This is a genomic window from Psychroflexus curvus (genome assembly GCF_020164585.1).
GTDB lineage: Bacteria > Bacteroidota > Bacteroidia > Flavobacteriales > Flavobacteriaceae > Psychroflexus > Psychroflexus curvus.
This window is the reverse complement of the sequence record NZ_JAIQZF010000002.1, coordinates 119,963-136,273: the sequence shown is the minus strand read 5'-3', so window position 1 is coordinate 136,273 and position 16,311 is coordinate 119,963. Positions and strand designations below refer to the sequence as shown.

Genomic DNA, 16,311 nt, shown 5'->3' with positions numbered 1-16,311 from the left:
ATTTATGTTTTTTGTTAATTTGTTGATATCAAAAATAACTATTAAGACTTTCACACAGGATTATTTGATGTTATTTTTTACTTAAAACAAAGGTATTTTACTCAAAATATGGTTTCATTTTTTTGAACCTTATTATTCTTAATTCATTAACTTACCCTTAAAATTGAAGAATGCCTCAACAGTCCAATTTCACCATATATAATGCTTCTGCAGGTTCTGGAAAAACCTTTAAGCTCGCAGAACGCTACTTAAGCTTACTCCTTTCTTCTCCAAAAAACACAAGTTTTCAAAATATTTTAGCCATCACCTTTACCAACAAAGCTGTGGGAGAAATGAAATACAGGATTCTGGAGTATCTCACTCTTTTTTCGAAAGCTCAGCCTCAGCTGGAAGAGGATGCCATGTTCAAGTTAATAAAAGAAAACACGAAGCTGTCTTCAGAGCAAATTCAGAAGAAATCCTACTATATATTAAAAGAAATCTTAGACAACTATGCCGCTTTTGAAATTTCGACCATTGATGCTTTCACTCACAGAATCATAAGAACCTTTGCCAAAGATTTAGGACTATCCATGAATTTTGATATTGAAATGGATACCGTTCAAGTCTTACAGCTGGCGGTAGAACGCGTGGTTGAAAAGGCTGGCAGTGATAAAGAACTGACTGAGGTTTTGATTGATTTTGCACTGGAAAAAGTGAATGATGATAAAAGCGGAAATATAAGCCTGGACATCTTTGAAGCTTCAAAATTGCTTTTGAATGAAAAAGATGAAGTCTTCGTCAATTCCCTGAATGATTTTGGGCTCGAAGATTTCAAAAACATTAAGGCTAAATTGAACGAAGACATAAATTCTACTGCTGAGAAGCTCAAGTCTATAGGAGATGAATTTATGAAAAGACTGGATGCTAACGGGTTAGAATTTAAAGATTTTAAAGGGGGTTGGTTGCCAAAGTTTTTTCAAAAATTGAGTGAAGATCATCCCGGAATTAGTTTTGGTGCTAAATGGCAACTAGATATTGAAAGTGAAGAGTCCTATGTCACCAAAAATCAGGATGAAGACAAAAAGCAGCTTGTTTTCTCGATGAAGGATTTTATAATTGAGCAATTTGAACTGAGCAAAAAGCTGTTTTCCAATCGTAAGTTTTTTGAAAAAATACGTAAGAACATTACTCAGCTATCTCTGCTTAGTGCCGTAAATTCTGAAATGGAATTGATTAAAAAAGAGCAGAATATCATGCTGATTTCTGATTTCAACAAAAAGATAAGCGATGAAATAAAAAAACAGCCTGCCCCTTTTATTTTTGAACGTTTGGGAGAGAAATTTCAACATTATTTCATCGATGAATTTCAAGATACCTCACGCCTGCAGTGGGAGAATTTGATTCCCTTAACGGGAAATGCCCTGGCTTCGCTTTTTGAAGGAGAAACTCAAGGAACCCTGACCCTTGTAGGTGACGCCAAACAATCTATTTATGCCTGGCGAGGTGGCGATGCACGTCAATTTATGGATTTGTCTGGCGGAAAATCTCCTTTTCCCATCAAGCCGGGTTTGGAAACTTTGGGGACGAATTTCAGAAGTAGTCAGGCGGTTGTGAAATTCAATAATGAATTTTTTGAGCATGTTGGGCAACAACTTAACGATGAAAAGTTAAAACAACTTTTCAGTGGTAATCACCTGATTCAAACTACTCATAAATCGGAAAAGGGTTTTGTGAATTTAAAATTTGTGGATGCCAAAACCAATGAGGAACGCTCTGAAATTTACCCCCAGGAAGTTCTAAACATCATAGAAAAAAAACAGGAACAAGGGTTTAAACTTGGAGATATCTGCATTTTGGTTCGTAAAAAAAGCGAAGGAGTTGACATTGCAGAATTTCTTAACCAGCATGAAATTCCTATCATATCTTCTGAAACTTTACTGATTAATTCTGATAAGCAAGTTCGGTTTCTACTGGATTTTTTAAATGTACTGAATGATGATTTTGACGAAATCTCCAAAGCTAAAGTTCTAGAAATTTTAGCCTTGAACTTATCTCATTCAGATGAAAAGAGATTTAAACTGCTAAGTCAGACCCTCAACAAAGAGAAGGACGTATTTTGGAAAGCTATAACCGATTTAGGATTTTCTTTCGACCCTAACCATTTCCACACCCTCCCTTTTTATGATGCTGTGGAATACCTCATCGGTCAATTTGATCTTGACAAAACAGCCAATGCTTATCTTCAGTTTTTCCTTGACGAAATTTTTGAATTCACATTAAAAAAGGAAGGAAACCTAAGTGCATTCTTAAACCACTGGAATGTGCAGGGCGAGACAAAGAGCATCATCAGTACAGATAATGAGAATGCTGTGCAAATCATGACCGTTCATAAAAGCAAGGGATTGCAGTTTCCTGTCGTCATTTTTCCTTACGCAAAACAACAAATAGACGATGCTAAAAGAAGCCACCTTTGGGTAAGTCTCCCAGAAAAATATAAGCTGCCCGTGGCTTTAATCACTTACCCCAGCAAAGACATAGACCACCCGCTTTATTCTGAACATTATCTCGATTTGATCAACAATCTTGAAATGGAAAATATAAATATTCTTTATGTGGCTTTAACACGAGCTGCCAAAGAGCTTTTTATCATTTCTGAAGATGACAGAGGTAAAACCGGAGCCGTAAAACCCAATACCTTTTCAGGATTATTTATGGGTTATCTGGAAAGCTCTCAAAATATAAGCATAGAGCCAAATATAGATTACCACTGGGGGGAAAGTGAGATTCCAGAACAGAATATCATTAAAGATGAAGCTCTCAAAAATAAGGATTTGATTTTTCATTCTCCGTCTTCAGATTTGGATTTGAACCTTGTCACCACAGCAAGCAAACTTTGGAGTGAAGAGCTGGAAGAAGCCCTGGAAGAAGGTAATTTAATCCACTCTTTATTATCTAAAGTCAACTATAAAAAAGATGTGGAATCCTCTATGATTCATCATATTGATGATGGATTTATAGAACAGGAAAATCAAGATTTTTACCAAAGTTTACTCACTTCGATTGTCACACATGAAGGTTTATCCGATTTCTTTACTGAAGCTTATCAGGTCTGGACAGAAAAGGATATTTACTATCAAAACAAACTTTTAAGACCAGACAGAGTCAATGTAAAAGGAAGTGATGTTATCCTCATCGATTATAAAACGGGAGCAGCTTCAAATCAGCATATCAGTCAAATAAATGAGTATGCTGATGCTTTGAGTAGTTTACAATATAATGTTAAGAAGAAACTCTTGGTTTACATTACCAATTCCATTGAAGTAAAGATTGTTTAAATTTGCAAAAAACAAAATATATGTACTCAAATAAATTTCAAAAACAGCTATCGGAAGAACTTCAAAGTATAAAAGACGATGGGCTATATAAAAAGGAGCGCATTATCACCTCGCCTCAAGGAGCTGAAATCACTTTAGATTCCGGAGAAAAAGTTTTAAATTTTTGTTCCAATAATTACTTAGGTCTGTCCTCTCATCCAGACGTGGTAAAAGCTGCCAAAGACACTTTGGATAGTCACGGATTTGGTATGTCTAGTGTAAGGTTTATCTGTGGTACTCAAGACATCCATAAGCAACTGGAACAGGAGATTGCTAACTTTTACAGCACCGAAGACACAATTCTCTATGCTGCCTGTTTTGATGCTAATGGAGGAGTGTTTGAACCTTTGCTTACCAAAGAAGATGCTATTGTATCAGATTCCCTTAATCATGCTTCTGTGATTGATGGTGTAAGATTGTGTAAAGCAGCCAGATACAGATATCAAAATGGGGATATGAATGATCTTGAAACTCAGTTGAAACAAGCACGAGAAGATGGAGCCAGGCACATTCTGATAGTGACAGATGGTGTGTTCTCTATGGATGGCCTGGTTGCGCCACTAGATGATATTTGTGATTTAGCTGATGATTATGAAGCTTTGGTTATGATAGACGAATGTCATGCTACAGGCTTTATTGGTGATAAAGGGATTGGTACTTTGGAAGAAAAAGGAGTTTTGGACAGAATTGATATCATCACTGGTACATTGGGTAAAGCCCTTGGTGGAGCAATGGGTGGTTACACCACCGGTAAAAAAGAGATAATCGACCTGTTGAGACAAAGATCCAGACCTTATTTGTTCTCAAATTCATTAGCTCCCTCTATAGTTGGCGCCTCATTGAAAGTATTTGATATTTTAAAAAATGACGATACTTTAAGAAAAAAGCTGACAGAAAACACAGCTTATTTTAAAAAACACATCAAAGAAGCTGGTTTTGATATTATAGATGGTGAATCTGCGATAGTTCCAGTTATGTTACATGACGCTAAACTATCTCAAGAAATGGCTTCAATGCTTCTTGAAGAGGGTATCTACGTTATTGGTTTTTTCTACCCCGTAGTTCCAAAAGGCAAAGCAAGAATACGGGTACAATTATCTGCAGCACACGACCAGTCTCACTTAGATAAAGCAATCCAGGCTTTTATCAAGGTAGGAAAAGACTTAAAAATTATTGAAAGTTAACTTAATTAATGATATTAATTATACATTTGCTTTAACATAACTTAAAAATAAATACATGAAATTAAACAAACTTTTATTATTACTAGCGCTCACACTGAGTGTTGTAAGTACACAAGCACAAGATGAAAATAATCCATGGGCAATTGTAATTGGTACAAATGCTGTAGATTTTTATGCTGCAGGCAACGATGATGTCTCTGGCGTTATAGGTAGTGGTGAAGTATTTGACAAATACTTCAACGCAAAGGATTATTGGAACTTCGTTCCATCTGTATCTTATATTGAAGTAAAACGATATGTTGGAGATGGTTTTTCGGCAAAAATAAACGGTTCTTTTAACCAAATTGATCAATTAGGAAGTGTTTCTGCTGATGATTTGGGTTTTTACAATCTTGGAGCTGGAGTTGACTATAATTTTAAAACTATTCTTAAAGCTCAGGTTATCGATCCTTTCTTAGGAGTTGGTGCTGGTTATTATTGGCTGGACAGTAATGGAGGTGCAACTTTTGATACTGATTTAGGTGTGAATTTCTGGTTTAATGATAATGTTGCATTTACGATTAAATCATCTTTTAGAACAGCCTTTGAAAATGACACCTATGACTACTTCCAACATTCAGCTGGTCTTACCCTTTCTTATGGAGGAACTGATACCGATGGTGATGGTGTTTATGATAAAAATGACAAATGCCCTAATACTCCAGGATTAGCAGAATTTAATGGATGTCCTGACTCTGACGGTGATGGCATTATTGATAATGAAGATGAGTGTCCTGATACTGCAGGACTTTTAGAATTTAACGGTTGCCCGGATACCGATGGTGACGGCGTTGCAGATCCAAAAGATGAATGCCCTAATGAAGCTGGAACTAAAGCGTTAAACGGTTGTCCAGATGCTGATAATGACGGAATCGCAAATAAGGACGATAGCTGCCCAAGCCAGGCAGGCCCAAAAGCAAATGACGGATGTCCTTACCCGGACTCTGATAGTGATGGCGTGTTGGACAAAGATGATATGTGTCCGGATATGGCAGGAACAGTGGTTAACAATGGCTGCCCTGAAGTAACTGAAGACGTTCAAAGAGAATTGAATGAGTATGCAAAAACAATCAATTTCGGTACTGGCAAAACAAGCATTTCTGAAGATTCTGGAGATGCCTTAGAAGCAATTATCGCTATTTTAGAACGATACCCTAATGCTAAATTTACTATTGAAGGACATACTGACGAAGTAGGAAGCGCTGAGAATAATATGAGACTTTCTGAAGCTAGAGCGCTTTCTGTAAAATCTTTCTTGGTCGAAAATGGTGTAGATGAATTTAGATTATCATCTGCTGGATATGGAGAGACTAAACCTGTTGCCAGTAACAACACTAGTTCTGGCAGAGCAAAAAACAGAAGAGTTGAAATTAACCTGAAAAAGTAATCTATTTCAAAATATAAGTTTTTAAAACACCCCAGCTTGGGGTGTTTTTTTATTTTTACCTATGGAAAGTTTTATAACCGATGTCGTTTCAAAATTAGAGGCCAAAGACCTTAACCGAAGTCATTTTGTTCTCCCAAGCCGAAGAGCAGCACAAGCTTTTTCAAAAGAACTCTTTCAAACTCAAACCCAGAGTTTTCTGGCTCCACCTATACAAAGCATCGAGGAATTTATAGAAACGGTTTCAGAGGTTAAGCTTATCACTAATTTAGAAACCATCTTTCAGTTCTATGAAGTTTATCAGGAACATACAAATCCAAATAAACAGGAACCCCTTCATCAGGTTTACAACTGGGGACAATCTATTATTCAGGATTTTAATGAAATAGATCGGTATCAAATCAACGCTGATCAGTTTTTTGGAAATCTGAAAGCTATAAAAGATTTAGAGCATTGGTCAAAATCTGATATTAAAACAGAGCTGGTCAAAAACTATATTGAATTTTGGGAAAGCTTACCCAAATACTATCATGAGTTAAAGGCAAAACTCAAGTCTGAGAACAGAGCTTATCAAGGAATGGCTTATCAGGAGGCTGTTTCTAATCTTGAAAAATTCACCAATTCCAACGACAGCCAGTTTTACTTTATTGGTTTTAATGCGCTCAACACCTGTGAGGAAAACATCTTTCAATACATTGTAAGACAACAAAGAGGTGAAATCTTTTGGGATATAGACAGCTATCTTTTGGAAGAGCATTCTGCTGGAATGTTTATGAGAAATTATTCCAAAAATTGGTCTATTCATTCCAATTCTGCTTTAAAAGCAACAACAACTACCTATACCGATAGAAAAAACATAAGATTTTACGGAGTTTCAAAACAGATTGGCCAGGCAAAACTCGTAGGTGACCTTCTTTCTGAAATGCCCCGGGACGAGCTTCAAAAAACAGCCCTGATCCTTGGCGACGAAAGCCTCCTCCAGCCCATCCTCAATTCTCTGCCCGAAAATATAAACGAGGTCAATGTTACAATGGGCTTACCTCTAAGCAGCACCAATCTGTCTTCCTTATTTGACACCCTTTTCAAAATAAGGTCTTTGAACCAAGAAGAGTTACATTATAAAATCCTATTTGAACTGATTGAGCACCCCATCTTAAAGAAAGCTTATCAGGAAGAACTGTTTTTGATTCGTAAAGATTTGAATGACAATAACATTGTCTTTCAATCCAAAGAAGCTTTTTTCAAAAAGTGGAATCGATTAGATGGCTCTTTACTGACTATATTAAAACTAAGCTTAAACAATACAAATTCATCAGTAAACGAATTTCTGATTAAATGCCTGGAAATTATTGAATTACTGAAGCCACATTTTCAGGAAGAAAAGCTTTCTCTTGAATATTTATATGGTTTTAAAAAGCTGTTCATCAAGCTGAAAAATTTGCTATCCAAAACGGAATTGATTAAAGAGTTTAAGGTATTCCATCAAATTTATCTGGACATCTTATCGTCTGAAACTCTAGATTTTGAAGGCTCGCCTTACAAAGGTTTACAGATTATGGGAATGCTTGAAACAAGGGCTCTGGACTTTGAAAGCATCATCATCACGTCGGTCAATGAAGGGATTTTACCTTCAGGTAAATCCCAGAATAGCTTTATCCCCTTCGACTTAAAGAAAGCCTACAAACTTCCTACTTATAAGGAGAAAGACGCTGTTTACGCCTATCATTTTTTTAGGCTGATACAACGAGCTAAACGCTGTCATTTTATCTATAACAATTCTACTTCTGGTATAGAAAAAGCCGAAAAGAGCAGGTTTTTAACTCAGCTGGAAACTTTTAAGACGCCTCTGCATTCCATTACCAATTATGCGGTTTCGGCAAACACCGGTCATAACAAAACCTCGCTCGAAGTTGTCGACAAAACCCCTGAAATGATGACTCAGCTGAAATCGTTATTTGCCAACGGAATTTCCCCTTCAGCCCTGACTACTTACATCAGAAATCCAATTGATTTTTACCACCGGTATGTTTTAAAATTGCAGGAAGTTGATGAAATAGAAGAGGATATTTCTTACAAAACTCTGGGAACTGTCATTCATGACTGCTTAGATCTTTTATACAGAAATTTCAAAGGTAAACTCCTTAATGAAGCTGACCTTGATCACATGCTCAAGTCTTACCCTAAAACCATGACCTTGCTTTTTGAAGAAAGATTTCAGGAAGAAGCTTTACGGCACGGAAGAAATTTAATCGATTTTGAAATTGCCAAACAGCAAGTCAAACGTTTTCTAATTCTTGAGAAAAACCTGGTAAAAGACCATGCCTTAAAAATTATCGAATTAGAAAAAAAAGATGAAAAATACCTGGAGGTGGAAGGATTAGATTTCAAAGTTAAACTAAAGGGAACTGTGGATCGGGTGGATTTACTAAACGATCAACTAAGAATAATAGATTACAAAACCGGTAAAGTAGACTTAAACCAACTCAAAATTCCAGAAGAATGGCAAGACTTTACTGAAGACTATCAGTATTCCAAAGCATTTCAGGTCTTATTTTATGCTCTTCTCAAGGAGGACAGTTTGGGAGAACATGGAGAAACAGGCATCATTTCATTCAAAAATTTAAAATCTGGTTTCATGAAATGTGGAGTTCCAAAGTCAGAAAACAACTTAAAAGAGCTGGTTGGAGAATTCAAAATTGAATTAGAAGCTTTAATTTTGGAAATATTAAATTCAGAAATTCCTTTTACGGAGAAACCTGTTTAAAGCAAGACGACTGTATGCGCTGGACTTTAATAGAAAAAGCTGAGGCTTCCAAAATAAATCATCTTCAGAAATCTATTGGAGTGTATGAATCTATTGCTGAACTTCTTGTGAAACGAGGCATCGAAAGCTTTGAAGATGCCAAAGACTTTTTCAGACCAGACTTAGAAAAACTGCATGACCCCTTTTTGATGAAAGGCATGCATGAAGCAACTGATTTTATTCTTCAAAAACGCAATGAAGAGAAGCCAATCATGGTTTTTGGAGATTATGATGTGGATGGAACAACAAGTGTTGCTTTGATGAGTACGTACTTAAGAAACCTAAGTTTTGAGATATTGAGTTACATCCCCGATCGATACGAAGAAGGTTACGGTATTTCTTACCAGGGAATAGATCATGCCAAAGCAAATGGAATAGATCTCATCATTGCTTTGGACTGTGGCATCAAGGCCATAGAAAAAGTAAAGTATGCCAAAGACCTAGGGATAGATTTTATTATTTGTGATCACCACAGACCTGGAGATGAAATCCCCGAGGCGACAGCTGTTTTAGATCCAAAACAAGAGGACTGCGATTATCCTTTTGATGAGCTTTGCGGGTGTGGTGTTGGCTTTAAGCTCCTGCAAGCCCTACAGATGAAATTAGGGAAACCGCAAAGGGAAATTTATAAATACCTGGATCTTGTGGCTACAGCAATTGGCTCAGATATCGTCCCTATCACGGGAGAAAATAGAATTCTTGCTCATTATGGACTAAAGCTGATCAACTCAAGAAGACGACCTGCTTTTAAAGCGATTTTGGAACAAACCAAAAAGAAAGAACTGACTATCACCGATGTGGTCTTTATGATTGGTCCAAGAATTAACGCTGCAGGGCGAATGAAGCATGGGCTGCTTGCCACCGAACTGCTTTGTGAAACCAACCTTGAAAAAGTAAAAGCTCTGGCGCAGGACATCGAACTCTATAACGCCAGCAGAAAAGATGCAGACCGAAGCATCACCGAAGAGGCCTTAAAGCTCATAAAAGATCAGAAAGAAGAAGAGCGGTTTACCACAGTGGTGTATCAGTCCCACTGGCATAAAGGAGTGATTGGCATCGTTGCCTCCCGACTCACAGAAACTTATTACAGGCCCACCCTTGTATTTACAAAAAGTGGAGAGAAGCTGGCAGCTTCAGCAAGATCAGTTAAAGGCTTTGATGTGTATGACGCCCTGGAAAGTTCTTCAGAATTTATAGAACAATTTGGTGGTCATAAATACGCCGCTGGTTTAACCCTGGAAGAACGTAACTTTGAAAAGTTCAAAACTAAATTTGAAGAGGTGGTCAAATCAAGTATTAATCCTGATTTGCTCATACCGGAGATTGCTTATGATTCTGAAATTCAATTTAAAGATATCACTCCAAAGTTTATCAGAATCCTGAAGCAATTTGCGCCTTTCGGCCCTAGTAACATGAAGCCTACCTTTGTTTCTAGAAATGTGTCGACCACGGGCTTTGTAAAAGCTTTAGGCGAAGAGGGCCTTCATTTAAAAGCCAACTTAACACAGAATGACATCGTCATCACAGCTATTGGATTTGGCTTAGGTGATAAAAAGAAACTTATAGAAGGGAACAAAAGTTTTGATGTTGTTTTCACCATAGAAGAAAACGAATGGAATGGAGATATAAGCCTTCAGCTTAATCTAAAGGACATCAAATAATCTGATTGGTTACAATTCCTTAACTTTGGCTTAAAAACAGAACAAGACTTGATGCTACAAGATATACTTTCAGGAATTCCATTGGGTTTTTTTTTGGCCTTTATGGTGGGGCCTGCCTTTTTTGTTTTGCTTGAAACCGCTGCTATGCGGGGGTTTAGAGCGGCACTTGCGTTTGACTTAGGGGTTATTGTTGCTGATGTTGTCTTTATTTTTATAGCTTATTTCAGTACCAGTCAATTGCTGAGAAGCATCAAAGACGATCCTGCTCTTTTTATTTTTGGTGGAAGTATTCTTACGATTTACGGTCTTATTGCTTACATTAAAACCAAAAGAGCTACTTATACCAAAGCAGATTTTGAAGTTCAAAAGCTAAAGCGAAAAGATATTTTTGGGATTATCGTTAAAGGTTTTTTACTCAACTTTATCAACATTGGCGTGCTTGGGTTTTGGCTTGGCTTGCTGATTATTTTTGGTCCTTCTCTGGAAATGGAAGGCTCCAGACTCATTATCTTTTTTACAAGCATTATCGTGACTTACCTGGTCGTCGATATCTTTAAAATACTTCTGGCTAAAAAACTGAATAAGAAACTCACCCCCAAACGCATTACCCTCTTTAAAAAAGGCATCAGTTTTTTACTAATCATTTTTGGAATCATTTTGATTTTGAGAGGGATCATCCCTGAACAAATGCATGAAATTGAAGATAATTTTGATACGACAGCAATGAATTTTGAGGATGAGGAATAGTTCAGTATAAAGTACATTCATTAACCAACTATACCACTATAAAATCGACACGCAGTTTGCCCACCGAATACTTGCTTATTATCCCTGGTATTTCTATTAAGTTCAGGAAATTTAAATCTTGAATGCTCAAGGCTGATGAATATTGTATAGAGTCCTCGAAATCTTTAAATTCATTGCTCAAAGCTTGGACGATTCCTTCTTTTGTTGTCTTGTGCCTTAAAACCTTCCTGACTAGGTAGTAAATATTATTGATGCTTACCGCAGATAAATGCAAGACGACACTGGCCCTTTCATTCAATTCAAAAAGTTGACTTGCCGTATTTGGATGAGGCTCTATGCGTAAAAAAGTCAATGACTACACCTGGATTTATAAACAGTTTAAACACCATATTTTTTGGATAATTCCTCGGTTAAAATTTTTTGTAGTCCATGTCTAAATCAGTTTTGACTATTTCTCTTAATTTTCTGACTTTGTGAGAAAGTTGCTTTTCTTTAATTTTTTTCCGGCTTACAATAACGAATTTGAAGTGATTTTCAACCATTTCAGGAAGACTTTGCCCTTTGTCTATAGCATATGCTTTCGCAGTTACAATAACCTTTTTTCTATAGTGAGTGTCAGCTTGGCATTCATAATAAGTTTTTAACAAAAACACGTGTTAGTGATTAATCACTCAGCACGTGTTGTTTGAATTAGGATCATCACCTATCTTAAAAGTGTTTTTATTCTTTTAGCGACTCTATAGCATACCAGAGCCTTTGCTGGGCTTGATCCTGAGAGCCAAAAATACTCCTGTAATTAGTTAGTTTTTGATCCAACACTATCCAATGCGGTGTGCCTTCACACTCAAAGTAATGATAAGCCTTTGCCTTTGGGTCGATATAAATGTCGAAAGGAGAGGTTTTGGTGGTAAAAACGTCTAAAATTTCTTTTTTAGAAAACGACTGATTTCCGAAATTGCTATGAATGACAATTAAATTCAATCCAGGAAAATCTTGAGATAATTCATATGCAAATGGAATGGCTCTTCCTGTGCAGCCCAAGCAATATGTGTTGTAAAAAAGAATGAGGTTCACCTTACCTTCATTCAGTAGACTATTTACTGAAAGTGTATCGCCATCTAAGGATTTGAGTTGAATTTCCATTTATTTAAGCCTTATTAAATTTGTTTGTTCTAAAAAAACCTCAAATCTACGACGTTAATTAATTTATTTTATAAATTTAGATTTTACCTATATTAATTTCAAAATAAACCTAATCAGAATGAACATCAAAAAAGTTTTAGCTGCCAACAGAGGAGAAATCGCTATTAGAATTTTTAGAGCTTGTACCGAAATTGGTATAAGAACTGTTGGAATTTACACTTATGAAGATAGATATTCTTTACATAGATACAAAGCCGATGAATCTTATCAAGTCGGAGATGATAAGGAGCCACTTAAACCTTATTTAGACATAGACGAAATCATTCGTGTCGCTAAAGAAAACGGTGTTGATGCCATACATCCAGGGTATGGTTTTCTTTCAGAAAATTCAAAATTTGCTCAAGCCTGTGAAGACAATGATATTGTTTTTGTAGGTCCAAAAGTCGATGTTCTGAAATCTTTGGGTGATAAAGTAACTGCCAAAAAAGTAGCAATCGACAGTGAGGTTCCCATTATAGAAAGCAACAAAAAAGACTTAACCTCCTTAGAAATTGCAACCGAAGAAGCTGAACGCATAGGCTTTCCCTTAATGTTAAAAGCCGCTTCTGGTGGTGGAGGTCGTGGAATGCGAGTCCTGAGAAGCATGGATGAACTCGAAAATGCTTACGGAGAATCCAGGCGAGAAGCCAAAAATGCCTTTGGCGATGAAACGGTTTTCCTTGAAAAATTTATAGAAAATCCAAAGCATATCGAAATTCAAATTGTTGCCGACAATCATGGTAACATTCTTCATCTTTTCGAAAGGGATTGCTCAGTGCAACGCCGCTATCAAAAAGTAATAGAATTTGCGCCTTCTAAAGATTTGGATGAAACAGTTAAAAACAATCTTTATAAGTATGCCGTCAAAATCTGTAAAGCGGTAAACTATAATAATATTGGTACTGTAGAATTCCTTGTGGATGATGACGGCAGTATTTATTTCATTGAAGTTAATCCTCGAGTGCAAGTTGAGCATACGGTGACTGAAGTGGTGACGGGTATAGATCTGATTAAAACACAGCTTTACATTGCCGATAATTACAAACTATCTGACGAAGAAATAAAACTCCCCAACCAGGATTCCGTTTCTATAAACGGATACGCTGTTCAATGCAGAATTACAACCGAAGATCCTAAAAATGACTTCAAGCCAGATTACGGAACGATTACGACTTACAGAAGTGCCTCAGGATTTGGAATCCGACTGGATGCCGGTAGTGTTTATCAGGGGGTTAAGATTTCCCCATTTTTTGATTCGATGCTGGTTAAGGTCTCGGCGAGCAGCAGAACTTTGGATGATGCCTGTCGAAAAATGCGTCGTGCTCTGGCAGAATTCAGGGTGCGTGGGGTAAAAACCAACATGGCCTTTCTCGATAATATTTTGAAAGACGCCACTTTCCGCGAAGGAAAAGTAACAGTGAATTACATCAAAAACACACCAGAACTATTCAATATCAAAGAGCCGAGAAACCGAGCTACCAAAATGGTTCATTTTCTAGGGGATATAACCGTCAACGGGAATCCCGATGTAAAGCACACCATCGATAACCCGAAATTCTTAAAACCTGAAGTTCCGAAAATATCCAAGACTACGCCTTACCAAAAAGGAACTAAAGATTTACTGACAGAGCTCGGTCCGGATGAATTCTCTAAATGGTTATCCAATGAAAAGAAAATTCATTTTACAGACACCACCATGCGTGATGGGCACCAGAGTTTACTGGCAACGCGTATGCGAACCTATGATATGCAGAAAGTCGCAGAAAATTTTGCTAAATCTCATCCTGAAGTCTTTAGTATGGAGGTATGGGGCGGAGCCACCTTCGACGTGTGTATGCGATTTCTGAAGGAAAATCCATGGGAGCGACTTAAAATTTTGAGAAAAGCAATGCCCAACATTTTGCTGCAAATGCTTTTGAGAGGCTCCAATGGGGTGGGTTATACCGCTTATCCGGACAATCTGATTGAGCGTTTTGTGACCGAATCCTGGAATAGCGGTATCGATATTTTCAGGATTTTCGATTCACAAAACTGGATGAAATCCATAGCACCCTGTTTAGAATACGTGAGAAAAAATACCGGTGGATTAGCGGAAGCTTCGATGTGCTACACAGGAGATATTATGGACCCTAAACGTACCAAATACACCCTAAATTACTATATCCAATTGGCCAAAGACCTCGAAAATGCTGGTGCTCATATTCTGGCAATCAAAGATATGGCTGGTTTGCTCAAGCCTAATGCAGCCAAGGAACTGGTATCGGCCTTAAAATCTGAAGTTAAAATTCCTATCCATCTGCATACGCACGACACTTCGTCGATGCAGGCCTCCACTTACCTTAATGCCATAGAAGCTGGAGTAGATGTGGTGGATGTTGCCCTTGGCGGTTTGTCGGGTCTGACTTCACAACCCAACTTCAACTCCTTGGTTGAGGTCTTGAAATACCATCCTAGAGAAAACAAATTGGATACCGAAAAACTTAACGAATACTCCATTTACTGGGAGCAGGTAAGAACCTACTACTATCCTTTTGAATCCGGACTAAAATCTGGTACAGGCGAAGTCTATACGCATGAAATTCCTGGCGGTCAGTATTCCAATTTAAGGCCTCAGGCAGAGTCTTTGGGACTTGCAGACCGATTTCATGAAATCACAGATATGTACGCTCAGGTGAACAAACTTTTTGGAGATATCATCAAGGTCACCCCAAGCTCAAAAGTTGTTGGGGATATGGCCCAGTATTTAGTGAGCAATAATTTAAGCATTGAGGATGTTTTGGAAGACGGCGAAAATTTATCCTTCCCCCAATCGGTGGTAAGTTTCTTTAAAGGTGACCTGGGTCAGCCCGTTGGAGGTTTCCCGGAAAAAATTCAGAAGATTGTTTTAAAAGGCGAAAAACCTTATACCGACAGACCCAATGCTCATTTGGAGCCTGTTGATTTTGAAAAAGAATTCAAAGAATTTCAAAAAATGTTTTCGGATGATATGGATAGAGTTTTAGAATTCACCGACTTTTTATCCTATAAATTGTATCCCAAAGTATTCACAGACGCTTATAACCATCACCTGAAATATGGCAGTGTTTTCAACATCCCCACCAAGAATTTCTTTTACGGAATGGAGCCTGGTGAGGAGATCGTGGTTGAACTCGATCGCGGAAAAACCTTGCTGATTACCCTGGTTTCAGTGGGCAGAACCGATGATGACGGCATGGCCACTGTATTCTTCAAAGTGAACGGACAAACCCGAAATATTCAGGTAAGGAATGAGGACGTAAAAGTTGTCAATGTAGCTCATGAAAAAGCAGATAAATCGGATGAGAAGCAAATAGGGGCGCCGCTTCAAGGTTCGTTAACCGACATACTCGTGAAGAAAGGAGATAAAGTGAAGAAAAATCAACCTTTGTTTATCATTGAAGCTATGAAAATGGAAACCACCGTTACTGCAAATGCTGAAGGGGAAGTGAGTAAGATTGCTCTTAAGCCCGGCATTATGGTGTATGCCGATGATTTAGTGGTTGAACTGAAGTAGAAAATCGAATAGTATATACAAAGCCCTTTCAAAGTGAAAGGGCTTTTGTGTTATAAAATTTGAATTCAACTCAGCCTAAATTTTACGAGGCTTTACTCACTTTCATTTCTATTTTATTCAGGTATTCGTGACTCTAAAGATTTCACTTCAATTTTACGTATTCCTTTTTTAGGCCCTTTTTAAAACTAGAAAAGCATAGAAAAAACACAAAGCCATGCAAATTATTGATAGTCATAACTATATAAATTCGCGTTCTTCGCGAAAAGCTTAGCGGTCTTTGCGTGAAAAATATGTGCAAACTGCTGATCATGTTTTTGATACAGATGAGTTACTTTAAATTTTATCGTAAAAACTTCAGTAGGAACTCAAGTCCAAGCTAGAGGTTAAGATAATTTTTTTTAAACTACCTTGTTCTACTCATTA

9 protein-coding genes are annotated in these 16,311 nt (G+C 37.4%); 7 read left to right on the top strand and 2 right to left on the bottom strand.

Annotation, left to right across the window (positions count from 1 at the left end):
* Positions 1 to 170 precede the first annotated feature (170 nt).
* From LB450_RS02840 to LB450_RS02815, 6 genes are all read left to right on the top strand, one after another.
* Positions 171 to 3,317 carry a UvrD-helicase domain-containing protein gene (locus tag LB450_RS02840; RefSeq protein ID WP_224486344.1) on the top strand — a complete coding sequence of 1,049 codons (3,147 nt, stop codon included), beginning with the start codon at positions 171 to 173 and terminating at the stop codon, positions 3,315 to 3,317.
* A 20-nt stretch (positions 3,318 to 3,337) separates the two neighbouring features.
* Entirely contained in the window at positions 3,338 to 4,540 is a 1,203-nt protein-coding gene (gene kbl, locus LB450_RS02835; RefSeq protein WP_224486343.1) for a glycine C-acetyltransferase, read from the top strand.
* 55 nt (positions 4,541 to 4,595) lie between these two features.
* On the top strand, positions 4,596 to 5,966 hold the full coding sequence (locus LB450_RS02830; protein ID WP_224486342.1) for an OmpA family protein: 1,371 nt from the start codon (positions 4,596 to 4,598) through the stop codon (positions 5,964 to 5,966).
* A 61-nt stretch (positions 5,967 to 6,027) separates the two neighbouring features.
* Positions 6,028 to 8,727, top strand: a complete 2,700-nt coding sequence (locus LB450_RS02825) for a PD-(D/E)XK nuclease family protein (protein WP_224486341.1) — start codon at positions 6,028 to 6,030, stop codon at positions 8,725 to 8,727.
* A 14-nt stretch (positions 8,728 to 8,741) separates the two neighbouring features.
* Positions 8,742 to 10,427, top strand: coding sequence for a single-stranded-DNA-specific exonuclease RecJ (gene recJ / locus LB450_RS02820; RefSeq protein ID WP_224486340.1), 1,686 nt, complete (start codon positions 8,742 to 8,744; stop codon positions 10,425 to 10,427).
* Positions 10,428 to 10,478: 51 nt separating this feature from the next.
* Complete coding sequence (locus LB450_RS02815; RefSeq protein ID WP_224486339.1) at positions 10,479 to 11,174, top strand: LysE family translocator; 696 nt, start codon at positions 10,479 to 10,481, stop codon at positions 11,172 to 11,174.
* Positions 11,175 to 11,584: 410 nt separating this feature from the next.
* Here LB450_RS02815 and LB450_RS02810 read toward each other — a convergent pair whose 3' ends face one another.
* Together LB450_RS02810 and LB450_RS02805 are read right to left on the bottom strand one after the other, a co-directional pair.
* A complete protein-coding gene (locus tag LB450_RS02810; protein WP_224486338.1) occupies positions 11,585 to 11,827 on the bottom strand; it encodes a DUF6364 family protein in 243 nt (80 codons plus the stop codon).
* A gap of 67 nt (positions 11,828 to 11,894) precedes the next feature.
* The gene (locus tag LB450_RS02805; RefSeq protein WP_224486337.1) at positions 11,895 to 12,317 is read right to left on the bottom strand and encodes a TlpA family protein disulfide reductase; all 423 of its coding nucleotides are present in this window, start codon (positions 12,315 to 12,317) and stop codon (positions 11,895 to 11,897) included.
* Positions 12,318 to 12,435: 118 nt separating this feature from the next.
* On the opposite strand from LB450_RS02805, the gene LB450_RS02800 reads away from it, so the two are divergent.
* Entirely contained in the window at positions 12,436 to 15,888 is a 3,453-nt protein-coding gene (locus tag LB450_RS02800; RefSeq protein ID WP_224486336.1) for a pyruvate carboxylase, read from the top strand.
* Positions 15,889 to 16,311 lie beyond the last annotated feature (423 nt).

What these genes read in the sequence shown, in the direction of transcription:
- LB450_RS02840 (WP_224486344.1), top strand. Translation starts at nt 171, where the DNA reads ATGCCTCAACAGTCCAATTTCACCATATATAATGCTTCTGCAGGTTCT.
- kbl (WP_224486343.1), top strand. Translation starts at nt 3,338, where the DNA reads ATGTACTCAAATAAATTTCAAAAACAGCTATCGGAAGAACTTCAAAGT.
- LB450_RS02830 (WP_224486342.1), top strand. Translation starts at nt 4,596, where the DNA reads ATGAAATTAAACAAACTTTTATTATTACTAGCGCTCACACTGAGTGTT.
- LB450_RS02825 (WP_224486341.1), top strand. Translation starts at nt 6,028, where the DNA reads ATGGAAAGTTTTATAACCGATGTCGTTTCAAAATTAGAGGCCAAAGAC.
- recJ (WP_224486340.1), top strand. Translation starts at nt 8,742, where the DNA reads ATGCGCTGGACTTTAATAGAAAAAGCTGAGGCTTCCAAAATAAATCAT.
- LB450_RS02815 (WP_224486339.1), top strand. Translation starts at nt 10,479, where the DNA reads ATGCTACAAGATATACTTTCAGGAATTCCATTGGGTTTTTTTTTGGCC.
- LB450_RS02805 (WP_224486337.1), bottom strand. Translation starts at nt 12,317, where the DNA reads ATGGAAATTCAACTCAAATCCTTAGATGGCGATACACTTTCAGTAAAT.
- LB450_RS02800 (WP_224486336.1), top strand. Translation starts at nt 12,436, where the DNA reads ATGAACATCAAAAAAGTTTTAGCTGCCAACAGAGGAGAAATCGCTATT.